Below are 16551 nucleotides of genomic sequence, written 5' to 3'. Positions count from 1 at the left end.
TATAGCAACGCCTTGGCCGGGTACGCTGGTAACGTGGCGTTACAACGCGCACCTGCGACGTGGGGGAATGCGGCTGGCGACACCGCGGGGCGAGCATCTGTGCAATTGGGCGACAACTTGCATGGAAATTCGTAATCACGGTGTTTGAGGATGCTTTCGCCCTTGCCATCCTGTAAGGAAGGGGGAACTTTACTTAATATGGATTATGGTCATGCGGGGGCGCGCAACTAAATCTCTGGCAATTGGGGCCATTATGGCTGCTTTGCCAAATCTGGCGGCGGCTGAAATTAGCACGGTTTCAACGTCTTACAACATTATTGGTATGCCGGGTCTTGTGGATCTTCCCACAGCCGAAGTGGCGCCAGATAGCGAATTTGTGCTGACCTATGTGCAATATGGGCCGCAAGCCCGTGGGGCGCTGACATTTCAGGTCACACCGCGTCTGACAGCGAGCTTTCGCTATACAAAACTGGCGATGTTCGGCGGCGGCGGGGCATACGACTATTACGATCGGAGCTTTGACGTTCGGTTTCGCCTGCTGAATGAAAGCAAATACCTGCCCGCCGTGTCCATCGGTCTGAACGACTTTATCGGCACCGGCGTTTACTCCAGCGAATATATCGTCGCGACCAAATCCCTTCTGGACAACCGCCTGCGCGTGACCGGTGGTCTTGGCTGGGGCCGTCTGGGGGGGCGCAATTCGCTCGGCCAAACCTTTGGGTCGCGACCTGTTTGGGACTATGGCGAAGGCGGCACGCTGAGCGCGGGCCAATGGTTCCGTGGTGATTTTGCGCCATTTGGCGGTATTTCATATCAGGTGAATGATAAGCTGACCCTAAAGGCGGAATACTCGTCTGACATCTACGCCCGCGAAGCGGATGTTGGTATTCTTGAGTATAAATCGCCGCTTAGCTTTGGGATTGACTACAAGCTTTCGCCGATCACCAACCTGTCCCTGTTCTATCTGAATGGCGAGACATTGGGCGCGCAGATGACGATGCAATTTAATGCCCGTCGCCCCGCCGCACGCTCGGGGTTGGAAAAGGCGCCGCTGCCTGTTGCGCCGCGCGGATCTTATGACGCAAAAACCTGGTCCGCAGACTGGATCTCTGACCCGACCAACAAAACCGATTTGCAAAAACTGCTGTCGGCGGAGCTGGCCAAAGATGGGCAGGGACTGGAAGCCATGTCCTTGTCAGGACATGCGGTTGAACTTCGGGTGATCAACAATCGCTACTTCTCACCGGCGCAGGCCGTTGGGCGTGCATCGCGCTTGCTGACCCGTGTTATGCCCGCATCCGTAGAGACATTTCGCATCACCTTGACCGAACGCGGGTTGCCGCTTTCGTCTGTGGTGGTAAAGCGTTCGGATCTTGAGCGGCTGGAAAACGCATCTTCGTCCGAGATCTTTAAACATGCAGAAATTGTAGAAGCGGACCTCGGCAACAAGGATCTGGTGCGAACCCCTGATGTGTTCCCCCGGTTTAAATGGTCCCTTACACCTTACGCAGAGCTGAGCCTTTTCGACCCGGACAATCCGGTGCGCACCGAAGTTGGGATCCGCGCCGCCGCCAGTTATGAAATCACCCCAAGTTTGATCCTGTCTGGTGCGGTGACAAAATCCATCTGGGGCAATATCGGGACAGGCGAGGTCGCGCCGACCAACATCCAACCCGTGCGCACCCACGGGCCGATTTATGCGCAACAAGGCGACCCGGCAATCGAACATCTGACCGCCGCGTGGTACGCCCGCCCCGGTAAGAACCTTTATAGCCGTGTGACAGTTGGCTATCTTGAGAGCATGTTTGGGGGGGCGTCCGCAGAGCTTCTTTGGAAACCGGTGGACAGCCGACTTGCCTTGGGGGCGGAAGTCGCCTGGGTCAAGCAACGCGATTATGATCAGCTTTTCGGCTTTCAGGATTACAGCACCACCACGGGCCATGTTTCAGCCTATTATGACTGGAACAACGGGTTCATCTCGACCGTTCATGCCGGGAAATATCTGGCCGGTGATTGGGGCGCGACCTTGGCGGTTGACCGAAAGTTCAACAATGGCTGGACGGTTGGTGCCTATGCCACGATCACAGATATTTCTGCGGAGGAATATGGTGAGGGCTCTTTCGACAAGGGTATTCGCTTTACGATCCCATTGGAATGGGCGCTTGGCCAACCCTCAAAAGGGAAATCCGTTACGGATATCCAGTCGCTCGCCCGTGATGGTGGTGCGCGTGTCGAGGTTGAAGGAAGATTGTTTGAGTGGGTCAATGATGGCCACGGTGATGCGCTGGCGTCGCGTTGGGGGAAATTCTGGAGATGATGCGTACCGATTTTTTGAAGGCGAGCAAAACGAAGAGTATTTGCATTGCGACGGCAATGATCGTGGGTTTGACGGCTTGTGGATCTGACCAGAAAACAACGCAACTCCCGCGGATGTGGGGCGGGCTGGTCAAAGGAATCGGCAGCGGCGTCGTGAAAAAAGTTGGCTCGATCGCAGGGGGGGCAGATAAATCTGCCACTGCGGCGGCCCCGAAAGCGGGCGACACAGATAAGGTGGTGCGCGGCGCATTGGCCGCCACGCCCGGCCCGATTGCATTGGTTGTTCGCGAAAGCAATGCGGCGGTGTCTGCGATGACCCCCGTGCAAACCAATGGCGGATATCAAACCTGGATGAGTGCGCAGGGGCAGAGCATCACGTTGCGTGGTGGCGTGCTTAGCGCGACCCGTGGATTGGGCGATGACCTGATGGCATCCGAGTTTTCGACTGCGGCTGCGGCCATCCATGCGCGTCGACCGGGCGCCTACACGCGGACCTATGAACATCTAAGCGGGCAGGGCGAAAACTCGGTTCTGGTGGCAAATTGCGAGCTGTCGAAGGTGAAATCCGAGCGGGTGGCGATTGGCGAGATTGACGCAAACGCCATGATCTTGCGTGAGGCATGTAAGCACCCCGCGGGTATTTCATTCGAAAACCTGTATTGGGTGGATGGGTCCGGGCGCGTGGTTAAATCGCGTCAATGGGTCAGCCAATCGGTTAAATACCTGATCGTTCAGCCGTTGCGTTAAAGCATTCGGCGCCTTTTATTGCCCGCACAGGGGGCAAAAGAGATATCGGAAAATGAGGCTCCGGCGCTTGTGATAAGTGCTGGGGCCTTTTTTACGTCAGGCGGGTTTGCCCATCAGTTGGGGGAAAGCACAAAAAAAACGGTAAGCCAAAAGGCTTACCGTTCAAACTTTTAGCAAAACACCAAAAGCTTTTTATTCTTAGGTGCCCGAAGCAACAGCAATGATGCCGCCTACGAGAGCCAGGCCCAACAGAGCGCCGGTGGTGCCGTTCAGCGAAGAAGAAGCTTCTTCAACAACGATCAGCTCAGGCTCAACAGTTGGGGTTTCCAGGTTACCAGCTACGAGTGGGGTAGCGGCGATCAGGCCAGCAGCGGCCAGAGCGATTACTTTTTTCATTGTATTACTCCATAAGTTAATTAACGGGCCGCGCCTGCAAGACGTGCCTTCGGACTGTGTTTGCCATAAGTTGGCTTATTTTGAAAGCTTGATTTTGGAAACAAGCGATCAGATGCAAGAAGAGGCCGCCCCTGTGGCAGCAATGCCATATATGCGGCCATAGCTTTACCATTAACCCGCAAAAATCTGAGTCATATAGATTTTTCCGCATCGGGCGGCCTTAGAATCGATGCCAGATCCGTTGCCGAGAAGCTGGATTTTACGGTTCAGAAGGTTTTTTCGGTGTTTTGGAGAGGCCATCCAATAGTGCACCGACATTTTAGCGAGCGACGCATAGCTGTGGCGGGGGACGGTTTTGCCGTCCATGTAAGCGATTCGGCAGGTGCGAATATCAACGTCCCGCGTCATCACGCCATCAATCTGATACACATGAAACACACCGATATTTTCGGCCCCTGTGCGAAACCGAACGCCGGACCCTTTGAGGCGACCGCCCAACGAGTTGCGCCCTTTGTGGGTCAGCTGTCGTGATCGTGCCATCCATTTGCTATGCCCATCGGCCTGCTTGCTGAGGGCCGCGACGCCCTTCAATGCGGGTAGACCTTTGGTGCAGCGCGCATAATTCACCTCGGCGACCAGCGCGGCATTGAGCAATGAAAGATTCACTTTCTTGGCCGGCAAGGCCTGATTGGCCCCCGCGACGGAATGCAACCTGCATCCTGCCTCGGCGGTGGACAGCGCGGCGACAAGCGCGAAAGTTGCGGAAATGGCAAAAGTTCTGATCATAGGCGCACCTCATCATATCAACTTGGATCTGTGCAAGAGAGCATGAAAATGGGGCGGTGATGTGGCGGAATTCCCCCGCCAATTGGGCAGTTTTCGTTGACACCGGGGGTGTGATGTCGCATCCCAATTAGATAAGAATTACCACAGCGAAAGCATTTCGGATTCACCTAAAATGGAAAAGATCCGAGAGGCAAAAGATTGATCGAAGTTGTGGGCGTTTCGAAATAAGCATGTGCCGCACGTTTATCCCGAAACGCTTTAAGAGGGCAGTAGATATGAAAATTGCAATGATCGGGACAGGCTATGTTGGTCTGGTTTCGGGGGTTTGTTTCTCAGATTTTGGGCATGAAGTCATTTGCGTGGATAAAGATCCCGGCAAGATTGACATGCTCAACAGAGGTGAAGTTCCAATTTACGAACCGGGCCTGGATGAGCTGATGGCGAAGAATGTGGCGGCGGGGCGGCTGTCCTTTTCGCTTGATCTGGCCGATGCGGTCGCCCAATCCGATGCGGTGTTTATCGCTGTGGGAACACCCACGCGGCGCGGCGACGGTCACGCGGATCTGACCTATGTGTTTGCCGCGGCAGAAGAAATTGCCGAAGCCATTGACGGCTATACCGTGGTGGTGACCAAGTCGACCGTGCCTGTTGGCACCAATCGCCGGGTGAAACAGATCATCCACAAGGCGCGGCCAGATTTGGACTTTGATGTGGCCTCAAACCCGGAATTTCTGCGCGAAGGGGCGGCGATTGACGACTTTATGCGCCCGGATCGTGTGGTTGTCGGGATACAGTCGGATGCGGCGTCAGAGGTGATGGCCGACATCTATCGCCCGCTTTTCTTGCGCGAATTCCCCATCGTCACCACCGATCTGGAAAGCGCCGAGATGATCAAATACGCGGCCAACGCGTTTCTGGCGACCAAGATCACCTTTGTGAACGAAATCGCTGCCCTGTGCGAACGGGTCGGTGCGGACGTGAAACAAGTGTCAAAGGGGGTTGGGCTTGACGGTCGGATCGGCAATAAATTCCTGCACGCGGGACCGGGATATGGCGGAAGCTGTTTCCCCAAAGACACCAAAGCCCTGGCGCGGATTGGCCAAGAACACGGCCTGCCGATGCAGATCACCGAAACTGTCATCACCGTGAACGAAGAAATGAAGCGTCGTATGATCGACAAGATCATGGACATGTGCGACGGCTCGGTGAATGGGAAAACTATTGCCGTTCTGGGCGTGACGTTTAAGCCAAACACCGATGACATGCGGGATGCCCCCAGCCTGACGATTGTGCCGGCGTTAATCGGCAGCGGCGCGAAAGTGCGGGTGGTGGATCCCCAAGGGCGCCACGAAGGCGAGGCGCTTTTGCCCGGCGCGCATTGGATCGACGACCCGTATAAAGCCGCGCAAAATGCCGATGCGGTGGTTTTGCTAACGGAATGGAACGAATTCCGGGCCTTGGATTTGAAGCGGTTGGCGAAACGGATGTCTGCCCCTCGACTGGCGGATTTGCGCAATATATACGCTGGTAAAGATGCAAAACGTGCGGGATTCGAAGCCTATACTTCGATTGGACGCATTGGGTATGGGTATGACGGGGCGTAAGCTTCGGCTGTGGTTTGGGGGCAGAACGCTGAGTGTAAAACGCGTATGTGACCTTGTGCTTGCGTGCACATTATCGGTGTTTATCGCGCCGATCATTCTGGTGCTGTATGTGATTGTCATACGCCAGGACGGTCACCCGTTTTTGTATCGTTCGGTGCGGATGAAAACGGCCCGCCGCAAGTTTCGCCTTTATAAAGTCCGCACCATGTCGATTGTTGCTGATCGCGACAATAAGGGGGTGACCGGTGGGCATAAATCATCACGGATCACACCTTTGGGACGCAAGCTGCGCAAAACGCGTTTGGATGAGCTGCCGCAGGTGATCAATGTGCTGAAGGGGGACATCAGCTTTGTTGGCCCCCGTCCGCCGGAACCGCGATATGTGCGGGCCTGTCCTGATATCTATCGTCAGGTGCTGAAAGATCGTCCCGGCATTACGGGCCTTGCGTCGGTGGTATTTCATCGTCACGAGGAATGGATTCTGGCGCAATGCGCGAGCCCTGATGAGACCGAAGCGGTCTATATCCGCCGCTCTGTCCCGCGGAAGGCCCGGATAGATTTGATCTATCAAAAGCATAAGTCGCTTCGGATGGATTTTTATGTGTTTTACCTGACAGCGGCGATGTTCGTGAAGCTACCCGGGCGTCGTGCGCGGCGGATTTATGGGCGGATGCGCCGTATCTGACAGTGGCCTTCATATGATGCCTTTTCCAGTCTGATGCCGATTTTTACTGGACTTCCTTAAGCCTCTAGACTGACGATGCGAGAGAACTCAACCAGTAAGTCAACTCCATCCCAGACATGCCCAAATTGCAATGCAACACCAAAGGGCACAATCCGGTCAATACGCAAGCTTTGCTTCTGAATAAGCTCGACCCAGCGTTGGTGGGGAATGCCGTGACTAATGAGGGTCTGGCTTTGGTTATCTAGCACGGGCGCGAGGTCTTCAAGGTTCTCGATCCGAGCATCCCAAAACAGGCCCTCTCCGACACAAAGGTCATCGTCTGGACGGCTTGGATCTGTCAATTCACCTACAGAAACAACATTGTCACCCAGTGAGCGGACGCTTTTTATCGAACCTTCGATTGCGGCAATATTCTGTGCGACGAGTTTGTTAACGAAACTTACCGGGGCGATTTCGTCTCCAAACTGTTTGGCTTGTTGGCGAACGGCATTCCAAAAGCGGTCAGAGGCCTTGGTGACTGTGGACTTGTCTCCAACCCACACTGCCAGTCGAGGCGATGAGCATGCCATCTGCCCAAACCAATAGGCGTCATTGGCAAAGTTTTTGGCAAGGATGTCCATTTTGGTTTCGTCTTGATCAAGGACAGCTTGTGCTTGGAGAACCGCGAGGGACCAGCGGTTGGGGAAACTCACATCCCTAGAACGTGCAGGCAACGGAATGGCGCGGATGCTCGCGACGGTCTCGTCGCCACCCCAGATGACGCGAAGGTCACAAACATTGGAAAGGGCAGCGGTAATTTCGGCGTCATGTCCGTAGCGAACAATGAAGAGGCGTGATCGCATGGCCGAAAACTTGGGGTTCTCCAAAAGGCTATTCAATACACGCACGAGAAGTTCAATTTGTGGCGATTGACGGGACGAAATACGCACGATGTTTCGGTTCCCCGTCAACACAGCAAGCAATGCTGAGTATAGGAAAATTGTGTCCACATTCCCCGGTGCGAAATGCAACGCAACCCCGCGTGCAAGGGGGATGGAGGTCTCTGAATGAGAGGCAGTGAACCGCTCAGAAAGATCCAGTAAAGCGCGCGGTCGCATCCAGTGGGCCAAAGAAATGATTTCAGGATACGCGCGGGCCTCTGTGTCTTTCATCAACGCGCGCGATAAGGCCGCAACAAAATCGGTTAGTTCTTTGCTGAAAGGCGGGATGTCGGGCGCCTTGAAGATATCCTGCAAATCGCCACTAGTAGGCACCACGACTGAAATTTGATCCAGTGGGGGCATCGTCTTGCTATCAGGCATCAAAATGATCCTTATTCAACGGGGTGCCCGCTGGGATGTCCTGTTTGGCAGTTTTCCCCAAAACAACTTCATAGTTGCGCGTGTGCAGGCCGTTTGCTGGCCTAATGGAGCGCAGGTTTTCAGCGGTGAACGTTTCTCCCGCTTTGATCGCTTTCACAACATATAGCGACCGTCGGAAATCACGTGGACGGACTTCATCGGCACTGGGTTCAAACACCACTTGCCCAAGCGCTTTTTCGGCGTTGCGCACGGCATCGACCATCTCTTTGAATTCAGCAGGCTCAAGAGAAAAGGCACCGTCTGGGCCACCATCTGACCGCAACAGGGTAATGTGCTTTTCAATGACCTTAGCCCCCAACGCTGCGGCAACTGTTGGCACGGTTGTTTCCATTGTGTGATCTGAAAGTCCGGGGATGACGTCGAAACGCCGAGCAAATTCAGACATTGTGTTCAGGTTTGCTTGGTCAACCTTAGCCGGATACGCGGCTGTGCATTTTAACATGCAGATGTCGGGGCATCCATTTGCGCGAAGGGTGTCAACCGCCTCTTCGATTTCGGACAGGGTTCCCATTCCTGTTGAGATAAGAACGGGTTTTCCTGTTTGGGCAACGCGTTTAATCAGGGGAATATCAACCAATTCGCTGGAGGCGATTTTGTAGAAATCGACACCATGCTCTTCCAGGAATTCAACCGATGAGAAGTCGAAAGGCGTGGAAAGGACCTGCATTCCAAGGCTGCGCGCTTTCTCAAAAATAGGGGCATGCCATTCCCAGGGCAGAGATGCCTTTGCGAACAGAGAGTAAAGTGTCTCACCTTCCCAAATGGTGCCGGATACCTGAAATTCGGGGCGATCCGACTGAATCGTGAGAGTGTCTGGTGTATAGGTTTGGAGTTTCACGGCATCTGCACCTGCTTCTGCAGAGGCTTCTACAATCTCCAGCGCACGGTTCAGGTCATTGTTATGGTTGGCTGAGACTTCTGCAATAATAAAGCAAGGGTTGTCGCCGCCGATGTTGAGATCAGAAAATCGAGTGATGGTCACGGATAAAACCTTCATTTCAGTATTGAGTTGCGTTGATCTTCTTTAGCAATGTCGTAGCGACGCGAACAACCCCATTTTCCAGGGACATTGCACGCGAGGCATTGAAGAAGTCTGTTCGGCGCTGTTTGTTGCTGCCAAGGGCTAATGCGGCTTGTGCCAATTTTTGGGGTGACCAGCTTGCGCGAATATCGAAAATGTCATGCACATTTCGATCAGCGAGCCAATGGGCGCTTTTATATTGGTTGTCAGCAACGATAAGGCAGAGCGATGGCAATCCAACGGCGGCGCGCTCCCAGGTCATTGTGCCGCCTGACGCGACCGCGAACTTACTTTTCAGCATTTGTTCCGCCACGCGTGGGCTGTCGAAAATCAATTCAACTCTGTCGTTATGTTGCTTTACTAGGGACTGCAGCGCCTCTGCATCCGCGATGTGGCTTCCCGTTGCGAGTGTGAGCGAAAAGGGCGTCTCGGTCAGCAGAGTCTGCGTTATGGGTAAGAGATCTCGATTGGGATCGCCTCCTCCGAGGCTGACAAAAATGGGCGCCGTGCTCTCTAAAAGCAAGGGATTGGCCGTGCGCACCTGTTCTGTACGAAATTGCGGTGACAACAAGCAGAATTCTGCGCCAACAAGCAGCGTGCAATCTGATGGAACCAACCCGTCGTAATCGCGGTCAGTGTGATAAGCATTTTGATCCAAGAGCAAGTCAACATCATGGGGTCTGTCCGCCAGATCATCAATGACGCACAGGCAGTCTGTTAAAGCTCGAAGTGGCGCTTCGTGCTGTGCGTTCCAGTGATAATTGTCGAGAATGACAGCCGCATAATTTTTGTTTTCCAGGTGTGTCTTGACCGCTTCTGGCGCGCAGGATGCCGCTGAAACCTGTAGGCCACTTGGTCCAATTTCACGCGCAATACTGGCACCTAAGGTACTTGTACGTATCGTTAGTTGAATGTTTGGCGCGCGCTCTATTAGGCTGCCGGCTAACGTCAGCATGCGGCGTAAGTGTCCGGTGCCAACTTGTGGTTGTGCGTCAGCGCAAATCAGGATGTCCATCATTCATCCAGTGTTTTTTGTTTCACTGAAGCGTTGATTTCGCGCAGTTCTGGATGTGCTTTTATCACGGCGAGGAAGTCTGGCAGTCGCGCCTCCTGGTAAGAGACCTCCAGCAGGTCGTACATACGCTGGATAAGGGACCAATCTTTTTCGGTGTCTAACGTCCAGCGAAGGTCGGCCCAATTCCCATCAATTCGAAACCCTTTCACTGAGAACAATTCCGGGTGTTGATAAATATAGGGTGTTACGTGTTCGCGTTCGTGGGGTGCCGTGGCAGAATTATGGGCGCGTCGTAGCGCATCTATCGTGAACACTTCTGCATCCAGTCCGCGTGGCAAATGCGGATCAATGGTATTGCTCATGTAATCTGGACCATCATGATCAAACGCTGCTAGCATTTGGTCCAGAATGTCAGGGTCGAAAAAAGGGCAGTCCGAGGTGATGCGGACAATGGTCTGGGCGCCAAATTGATCTGCGGCTGTCATATAGCGGTCTAAGACGTCTTTCTCGGATCCGCGTGCTGTGGATGGGCAGAAATTCGCCACATGTTGGGCGAGGGCGTCGTCTTCGGCTCCTTCTGGCATAGCGATGACAACATCGTCCAAGAGGCGGCATTGTTTGATCCGCTGATAGAGCTGGGAAATGATACTTTCTGTGCCAAGTGTTTTTAACACTTTTCCGGGGAGGCGTGTGGAACCGGTACGCGCCTGAATAATCGCAACTTTCATGTGAGTCTTTCGTCTAATTATATGAGTTCAGATGGCCAGTATTTTGACCACAAAGCAGCCGGTCGGTCAGAGCCCAATGTGAATTTGTTATGGGTCAAATGGTAAAGTAACGCAACTTTTTCCGGGACCCGTGAGATGTGATGTCAGGATGGGCTGTAACCCAGTAGTCAAAGGGATTGTTGCAGTTTGGTTGTTGTAGGGATACCAACGCGGATCACCGATATGAGGTGTTGCAGTTTTGGCGTGAATCTCTAATGTCCGCCCCAATTATTAAGCGCTCATCGGAGGCAAAAAGACGAGACATGGCAATGTTTGACGGAAAAACAATTCTGATTACTGGCGGAACGGGCAGTTTTGGTAAAAAATACACCGAAACCTTGCTGAGCCGATACAAGCCAAAACGTATTATTATCTACTCGCGCGATGAGTTGAAGCAGTTTGACATGGGGCAAGATTATAACGATCCTTGCATGCGCTATATGATTGGTGATGTGCGTGACAAAGAGCGTTTGGTTCAAGCTTGCGATGGTGTTGATTATATCATCCATGCAGCGGCGTTGAAGCAGGTGCCCGCAGCTGAATATAACCCCATGGAGTGCATTAACACCAACATCCGTGGCGCCGAAAATGTGATCCATGCCGCCATCAAATGTGGTATAAAAAAGGTCATTGCGTTGTCGACTGACAAAGCTGCGAACCCGATCAACCTTTATGGTGCAACCAAATTGGCGTCGGACAAGATGTTTGTTGCGGCTAACAATATGGTTGGCCGTCGTGAGACGCGGTTTGCCGTTGTGCGTTACGGTAATGTTGTGGGGTCGCGTGGTTCTGTTGTGCCGTTCTTTGAAAAGCGCGTAGCGGAGGGTGCAGACCACCTGCCGATCACTGACGCTGACATGACCCGCTTCTGGATTTCACTGCAAGATGGCGTTGACTTTGTTCTTAAGAACTTTGAACGCATGCATGGCGGTGAGGTTTTTGTTCCAAAAATCCCATCTATCCGTGTTACGGATCTTGCTTCTGCGATTGCGCCGAACCTTGAGCAACGCATCATCGGCATTCGCCCCGGCGAAAAGCTGCATGAAATTATGTGCCCAGCAGATGATAGCCACCTGACTGTCGAGTTTGAGGACCACTATGTTCTGAGCCCCAGCATCAAGTTTTATGATGCGGAAGTTTCCTATGACAAAAACTGTCTTGGTGAAGTTGGTAAGCCTGTTGGCCGTGGCTTTGAATATAACTCCGGTACCAACCCACATTTCCTGACTGTTGATGAAATCGCTTCATTCAACAAAGCGGCAATGGCATGATTCCCTATGGTCGCCAGGATGTTCGGCAATCAGATATCGAGGCTGTTCAGAAAGTTCTGAGCAGCCCTTTCCTGACGCAAGGCCCTATGGTTCCACAGTTCGAGCAGTCGATCTGCTCGGCCACAGGGGTGAAGCATGCCGTCGCAGTGAACTCTGCCACGTCTGCGTTGCATATTGCCTATCTTGCCCTTGAGTTGGGCGTTGGTGACATTCTTTGGACCAGTCCCAATACTTTTGTTGCCACATCCAATGCCGCGCTTTATTGCGGTGCAGATGTTGATTTTGTCGATATTGATCCCGACACCTACAATCTGTCGATCCCAGAGCTTAAGCGAAAGTTGGAGATCGCGAAGGGTGCAGGGCGTTTGCCCAAAATCGTAAGTGTCGTTCACTTTGCGGGGCAATCAGCCGATATGCAGGCGATATCTGAGTTGGCAAAAATCTACGGGTTTTCTGTCGTCGAAGATGCCTCACATGCAGTGGGCGGGTATTTTCAAGATGTTCCGGTGGGACAGTGTACCTACTCTGATATTTGTGTGTTCTCGTTTCACCCTGTTAAAATTGTCACCACCGCAGAGGGTGGGGCTGCGGTCACAAACAGCGTTGAACTGGCCACAAAAATGGAGTTGCTGCGATCCCATGGCGTGACGCGCAATGCTGATCTCCTGCATGAGAAAGATCCTGATCCATGGTACTATGAGCAGGTGGATTTGGGCTTCAATTACCGCATGACGGATTTACATGCGGCGCTTGGCGTCTCTCAAATGGGCCGACTGTCCGAATATATCGACAAGCGGCACGAGATCATGGCTCGTTATAACGATGCTCTTGCGGGCCTTCCCCTCAAGTTACCGGCGCAAATGAGTAATCAAGTCTCTGGTTTGCATTTGTATCCAATTCAAGTCTTGGAGCATAATCGTCGCGAAGTTTTTGATGCACTGCGTGCAGCTGGTGTTGGTGTAAATGTGCACTACATTCCTGTGCATACTCAACCGTACTATCGAGAGCTGGGCTTTTCTGCCGGCGATTTCCCCGAGGCTGAACAGTATTACAGCCGAGCGATTTCGTTACCGATGTTCCCATTGTTAAGTGATGCTGATTTTGACCATGTGGTTGCGAGCCTGCGGCGTATACTGTCAGCCTAATAGTATTGCTGACAGGGGCTTTGGGATTCCAGAATGCCCTTGTCACGCGTGCTTTGGCTACTGAGTGTATCCGTCCGGTGAAGGCGCAGGGTTCATTGGCTTATGAACCATTGCCCGCTGAGCATGGGCGCCTGCTCACGACCCATCGTTATCCGTATGAGGTTTGATACGGCTCCATTGCCTTCTGCGTCTTGCAAATTCAGTAGCCGCTCGACGTCTGGGATATCTCCAAACAGGACGCGATCAAAATGCCTGTCTACCTTGGGGGCAGAGGCAGGATTTTGCATTTGATATCGCCGATGGAGCACGGCGAACAGGAAGTAGTACCGCTCGTCGTCGGCTTTGAGGACGGCTAGGTGGTCAGCTGTAATTGCAAAGGTGAAGAGCAGCGATGCAAAGCCACTTTCAACGGGCAGGTGATATGTCAGTTGATCGCCTTGTTTCGCCACCCAAGGCTCATAAGGTTTACGCTCAAGAACAACCTTTTCCATCGTCATTGTGCGGGTTCCATCCACGCCCACGGCATCAGTTCACCGATGCGGTTGATCTTGTGATCCGGCAGGCGGTCAGGATTGAGAACCGGGGCGCGGGTCTCGTCCATAAATAGCTTGGTGGACCGCTTCAAATTGGCGATCAACGCATCGAAGACCGGTCGTAGCTCATAGGCGGCTCTACCAACCCACCCTGCGAGGGTGGAACGATCCAGATCGACCCCTTGCCGTGCGTAAATCTGCGCCTGACGATACAGCGGCAGGTGATCCGCATACTTGCTGACCAGCACATGCGCCACTGTGGCCTCTGTCGGCATGCCACCGGGAATGAGCCGGGCGGATGCGGGCGCTTGGACGACTCCGTTCGTGCAGGAGCGACAAGCATACTTCGGGCGGCGGCTGGGTTCCTGCATCCAAACGGATAGTGATCGAACCATGCACGATCTCAACAGCACTTGCTGACGCAGCCGCCGACGGTGTCGCCTCCGGTTCCAACACCACCGATGCAAATTCAGCACCCGCCAAGTCCGGCACGACCAGCTTGCCGTCCTTCGCCAACCGCCGCCATGACGACAAATGGTTGGGCCGCAGGTCATGCCGCCGTGCCACTTCATTGACCGTCACACCGGGAACCAGCGTTTCCGCCACAACACGGCCCTTGAATGCGTCCGACCAAGTCCGCTTGCCGGAAGGCCCAACCATGACCTCCATTCGGCCAATGTCCTCCATATGGTGCTCTATATGTCCTACCAACGCCGCCTCCATTCCAAATCTACACGTGGAAACGGACTCGCAGATCAGCTTGTCGTCTGGAAGGTCGGGGCAGCGCACCGCTTACCCTGCTCGAACCCATCGGATACATCACACCAACCGAAGCAGAGGAGGCATTCTATGCAAACCTGAACACATTCGATAAAGTCGCTTGAGAAGAACTAAACAGTCTCCGGTAAAACCGGGGCGGTTCAGAGCACCAAGACCGGACGGATACTACTGAGTTGATTTAGCATCATTCTCTTCAGGAATGCACTCTTCGAGGGCTTCTGCGATTGCTCTGGCGGTTTCTGGCTTGTCGCCGATCGGATCGCTCAGGATGCCCCGCATGCTTGGGTGCCAGATGTCGACCGAGTCGTTGTGCAAACGTGTTCGTGCGCCATGAGTGCGACCAAAAAGGAATGTAGGAACTCCCAAGGCACCAGAAAGCTCTGCAGTTGTTGTGCACGGAGCCACAACGTAATCCATATTTTTTAGGAATGCTGCCTGACCTTCAAAGTCATCCATTAGGTCAAGCCCATTTGGGATGCATACATTGGGCAGAATGTGCTGGATTGCCTCAACCTCGGCCTCTTCCAGCTGGCTTTGGAATAGCCAAAAAACTGCTTTTGTGTCTGCTAACGGAGCCAAGTCTTCGACATCCAAGTAGTGGATATTTCTACCTCCCTGACGCAGGATGCTGCGCCAGGAAAGGGCAATGTTTGGTTTTCCCGCCACTGAGTTGGATGCGACTTCTCTTTTCCAATGTTGCGAGAGGTCGGGATCGGCTTTTAGGTAAGAACTTTGTTTTCCGAAATCAGCATGGGTTGGGCGGAACTCTGCAAGCATATCGAAAATCGAGGTGAATGCCCCCGCCTTCTCAATCAGGTTCAGTGCCTCTTTGTTAAGGTGAGGTGTTAACCGCTGACTGCCGATGCCGTTTCGACTTTCGGGGTGGCTAACAAGCATCTCTTCGCGCCACCGTTTAACGGGTAGAAAGTTGGCTCGCGGGAAACTTCGTTCAAGCAAGGTGACGATGCGTGGGTCACAAGTGAACGTTGCGTGAGGAACGTCTTGGATAACATCATCATATACGCTGGCAAATCTGATCTCATCTCCCACTCCAAAATCCGCAAGAATAACAACTTCGTCTGCATGTCTTAGATCGGATGCATACTGAACATAGTTTCCCTCGGTGTCGTCTCGGAGTGCTGCGGTGAACGGACGTTCGCGAGATTCCAAAAAGGCTCTGCGACATTCGCCGCGCATGAACAAGATTTGGTGCATAGAGGTGTTAAATCCACGCGGCTTATTGGGGTTCATTCGTATGATTTCATCATTAATAGCATCATATGCTCGCTCAAACTGCCCTAGTCCCATATGGCACTCGCCGATTTTCAAACCAGCATTTCGACCAAATGCTAAAGTGTCGACCAAGGGTTGGAAGGCGTGAATGGCGGAAATGAAATCTTGCATTGCAAAATGAATTAACCCTTGCAGGTACTTAGTTTCATCATTGTCGGTTAAAGCTTCTTTTTCGAGAGCCTCGTCAATCAAAGCTTTTGCGTCTTTGGCAGATCCGATTTCTAGATAGCACTTGATTGCGCTTACGACCGAATGCCGTGACCAATTGCGCGTTTCGACAATGGCGCGGAGCGCATCTGCTCCGGTAATCAATTCGTCGTGAAGATCGTGTTTCTGTAGCAGCTTGAACGATTGAGGGTTGAGCGGGTCGCTGTGCAGCGCTGCAATTGCAGCTCTTTTAGCAGCCGGTAAATCCCCAGAGTACTCAAGCAAGATACTGTTAAGTCTATGAGCTGCCCCATTTCGATACAGCGCACCGATGCTCCTATTCGCGGCGGCGAGTGCTGTTGGTATTTCCCAGCGCCACAAAAGCGCTTGAGCTTCGGCAAGATAGTGCTGGGCTGACTTCTTATCTGGCTTTGACACGGCTGGTCGCTTCCTAATGTTCGTTAGCCGACGCCTTATTCGGGTTGATAAAATAAAAAGTCCCTCTTTGAAGTATCTATTCGTTTTTCCAAGATCACCTCGTTTAAGTGCGTCAAAGAACGCAACAAAAGTTACAGAATTTAAGATTTTCATTGTATGACCTTTAAGAAACGTATGACCTTTAAGAAACGCATCCACGAGTTTATGTGGTGTTTATGCCGCTTTTGGGGCTGATAGCAACCCTAT

General features: G+C 52.9%; 14 protein-coding genes and 2 pseudogenes. 6 read left to right on the top strand and 10 right to left on the bottom strand.

Features of this window, described 5'->3' with window-relative positions; translation table 11 throughout:
* The first annotated feature begins 253 nt into the window (after window positions 1-253).
* The gene (locus KKW20_RS10410; RefSeq protein WP_214567812.1) at window positions 254-2317 is read left to right on the top strand and encodes a YjbH domain-containing protein; all 2064 of its coding nucleotides are present in this window, start codon (window positions 254-256) and stop codon (window positions 2315-2317) included.
* A 56-nt stretch (window positions 2318-2373) separates the two neighbouring features.
* Entirely contained in the window at window positions 2374-3063 is a 690-nt protein-coding gene (locus KKW20_RS10405; protein WP_214567811.1) for a YjbF family lipoprotein, read from the top strand.
* Between the two features lie 198 nt (window positions 3064-3261).
* Here KKW20_RS10405 and KKW20_RS10400 read toward each other — a convergent pair whose 3' ends face one another.
* Together KKW20_RS10400 and KKW20_RS10395 are read right to left on the bottom strand one after the other, a co-directional pair.
* Window positions 3262-3459: a hypothetical protein gene (locus tag KKW20_RS10400; protein ID WP_214567810.1), complete on the bottom strand. Its 198-nt coding sequence runs from the start codon at window positions 3457-3459 to the stop codon at window positions 3262-3264.
* A gap of 171 nt (window positions 3460-3630) precedes the next feature.
* Entirely contained in the window at window positions 3631-4245 is a 615-nt protein-coding gene (locus KKW20_RS10395) for a CAP domain-containing protein (protein ID WP_214567809.1), read from the bottom strand.
* A gap of 275 nt (window positions 4246-4520) precedes the next feature.
* Between KKW20_RS10395 and KKW20_RS10390 the strand changes: the two genes are divergently transcribed.
* The gene (locus tag KKW20_RS10390) at window positions 4521-5849 is read left to right on the top strand and encodes a UDP-glucose dehydrogenase family protein (protein WP_214567808.1); all 1329 of its coding nucleotides are present in this window, start codon (window positions 4521-4523) and stop codon (window positions 5847-5849) included.
* Entirely contained in the window at window positions 5830-6534 is a 705-nt protein-coding gene (locus KKW20_RS10385; RefSeq protein WP_343207577.1) for a sugar transferase, read from the top strand. Before KKW20_RS10390 ends, KKW20_RS10385 begins: the two co-directional genes overlap by 20 nt.
* A gap of 56 nt (window positions 6535-6590) precedes the next feature.
* Here KKW20_RS10385 and KKW20_RS10380 read toward each other — a convergent pair whose 3' ends face one another.
* Genes KKW20_RS10380 through KKW20_RS10365 form a run of 4 tightly spaced genes read right to left on the bottom strand, consistent with a single transcriptional unit; the run spans window position 6591 to window position 10659 of the window.
* On the bottom strand, window positions 6591-7835 hold the full coding sequence (locus KKW20_RS10380) for an acyl-CoA reductase (protein WP_214567806.1): 1245 nt from the start codon (window positions 7833-7835) through the stop codon (window positions 6591-6593).
* Complete coding sequence (gene pseI, locus KKW20_RS10375) at window positions 7828-8892, bottom strand: pseudaminic acid synthase (protein WP_214567805.1); 1065 nt, start codon at window positions 8890-8892, stop codon at window positions 7828-7830. Before pseI ends, KKW20_RS10380 begins: the two co-directional genes overlap by 8 nt.
* Window position 8893: 1 nt before the next feature.
* Window positions 8894-9931 carry a UDP-2,4-diacetamido-2,4,6-trideoxy-beta-L-altropyranose hydrolase gene (gene pseG / locus KKW20_RS10370; protein WP_214567804.1) on the bottom strand — a complete coding sequence of 346 codons (1038 nt, stop codon included), beginning with the start codon at window positions 9929-9931 and terminating at the stop codon, window positions 8894-8896.
* On the bottom strand, window positions 9931-10659 hold the full coding sequence (locus KKW20_RS10365) for a cytidylyltransferase domain-containing protein (RefSeq protein WP_214567803.1): 729 nt from the start codon (window positions 10657-10659) through the stop codon (window positions 9931-9933). The genes pseG and KKW20_RS10365 overlap by 1 nt, the downstream gene beginning before the upstream one ends.
* Before the next feature lie 302 nt (window positions 10660-10961).
* On the opposite strand from KKW20_RS10365, the gene pseB reads away from it, so the two are divergent.
* Complete coding sequence (gene pseB / locus KKW20_RS10360; protein ID WP_246534551.1) at window positions 10962-11969, top strand: UDP-N-acetylglucosamine 4,6-dehydratase (inverting); 1008 nt, start codon at window positions 10962-10964, stop codon at window positions 11967-11969.
* The gene (gene pseC / locus KKW20_RS10355) at window positions 11966-13114 is read left to right on the top strand and encodes a UDP-4-amino-4,6-dideoxy-N-acetyl-beta-L-altrosamine transaminase (RefSeq protein ID WP_214567802.1); all 1149 of its coding nucleotides are present in this window, start codon (window positions 11966-11968) and stop codon (window positions 13112-13114) included. Before pseB ends, pseC begins: the two co-directional genes overlap by 4 nt.
* 92 nt (window positions 13115-13206) lie before the next feature.
* Here the strand turns inward: pseC and KKW20_RS10350 are convergent, their stop codons facing one another.
* The 4 genes and pseudogenes from KKW20_RS10350 to KKW20_RS10335 form a co-directional block, all read right to left on the bottom strand.
* A complete protein-coding gene (locus tag KKW20_RS10350; protein WP_214567801.1) occupies window positions 13207-13611 on the bottom strand; it encodes a hypothetical protein in 405 nt (134 codons plus the stop codon).
* Window positions 13612-13676: 65 nt separating this feature from the next.
* Window positions 13677-14006: pseudogene (locus KKW20_RS10345) on the bottom strand (IS66 family transposase); the annotation flags it as partial.
* A 181-nt stretch (window positions 14007-14187) separates the two neighbouring features.
* Window positions 14188-14307 (bottom strand): annotated as a pseudogene (locus KKW20_RS16560) (transposase); the annotation flags it as partial.
* Window positions 14308-14592: 285 nt separating this feature from the next.
* Window positions 14593-16458: a glycosyltransferase family protein gene (locus KKW20_RS10335; RefSeq protein ID WP_214567800.1), complete on the bottom strand. Its 1866-nt coding sequence runs from the start codon at window positions 16456-16458 to the stop codon at window positions 14593-14595.
* Window positions 16459-16551 lie beyond the last annotated feature (93 nt).

Source organism: Aliiroseovarius lamellibrachiae (assembly GCF_018599245.1).
Classification (GTDB): domain Bacteria; phylum Pseudomonadota; class Alphaproteobacteria; order Rhodobacterales; family Rhodobacteraceae; genus Aliiroseovarius; species Aliiroseovarius lamellibrachiae.
The sequence above is the reverse complement of the archived record's forward strand: the minus strand, read 5'-3'. Positions and strand labels throughout refer to the sequence as shown.

Excerpts from the sequence above, each read along its gene's own strand:
- KKW20_RS10365 (WP_214567803.1), bottom strand. The coding sequence starts at position 10,659 with ATGAAAGTTGCGATTATTCAGGCGCGTACCGGTTCCACACGCCTCCCC.
- KKW20_RS10335 (WP_214567800.1), bottom strand. The coding sequence starts at position 16,458 with ATGAAAATCTTAAATTCTGTAACTTTTGTTGCGTTCTTTGACGCACTT.
- KKW20_RS10405 (WP_214567811.1), top strand. The coding sequence starts at position 2,374 with ATGATCGTGGGTTTGACGGCTTGTGGATCTGACCAGAAAACAACGCAA.
- pseC (WP_214567802.1), top strand. The coding sequence starts at position 11,966 with ATGATTCCCTATGGTCGCCAGGATGTTCGGCAATCAGATATCGAGGCT.
- KKW20_RS10350 (WP_214567801.1), bottom strand. The coding sequence starts at position 13,611 with ATGACGATGGAAAAGGTTGTTCTTGAGCGTAAACCTTATGAGCCTTGG.
- KKW20_RS10410 (WP_214567812.1), top strand. The coding sequence starts at position 254 with ATGGCTGCTTTGCCAAATCTGGCGGCGGCTGAAATTAGCACGGTTTCA.
- pseB (WP_246534551.1), top strand. The coding sequence starts at position 10,962 with ATGGCAATGTTTGACGGAAAAACAATTCTGATTACTGGCGGAACGGGC.
- KKW20_RS10390 (WP_214567808.1), top strand. The coding sequence starts at position 4,521 with ATGAAAATTGCAATGATCGGGACAGGCTATGTTGGTCTGGTTTCGGGG.
- pseI (WP_214567805.1), bottom strand. The coding sequence starts at position 8,892 with ATGAAGGTTTTATCCGTGACCATCACTCGATTTTCTGATCTCAACATC.
- KKW20_RS10400 (WP_214567810.1), bottom strand. The coding sequence starts at position 3,459 with ATGAAAAAAGTAATCGCTCTGGCCGCTGCTGGCCTGATCGCCGCTACC.
- KKW20_RS10395 (WP_214567809.1), bottom strand. The coding sequence starts at position 4,245 with ATGATCAGAACTTTTGCCATTTCCGCAACTTTCGCGCTTGTCGCCGCG.
- pseG (WP_214567804.1), bottom strand. The coding sequence starts at position 9,931 with ATGGACATCCTGATTTGCGCTGACGCACAACCACAAGTTGGCACCGGA.
- KKW20_RS10385 (WP_343207577.1), top strand. The coding sequence starts at position 5,830 with ATGGGTATGACGGGGCGTAAGCTTCGGCTGTGGTTTGGGGGCAGAACG.
- KKW20_RS10380 (WP_214567806.1), bottom strand. The coding sequence starts at position 7,835 with ATGCCTGATAGCAAGACGATGCCCCCACTGGATCAAATTTCAGTCGTG.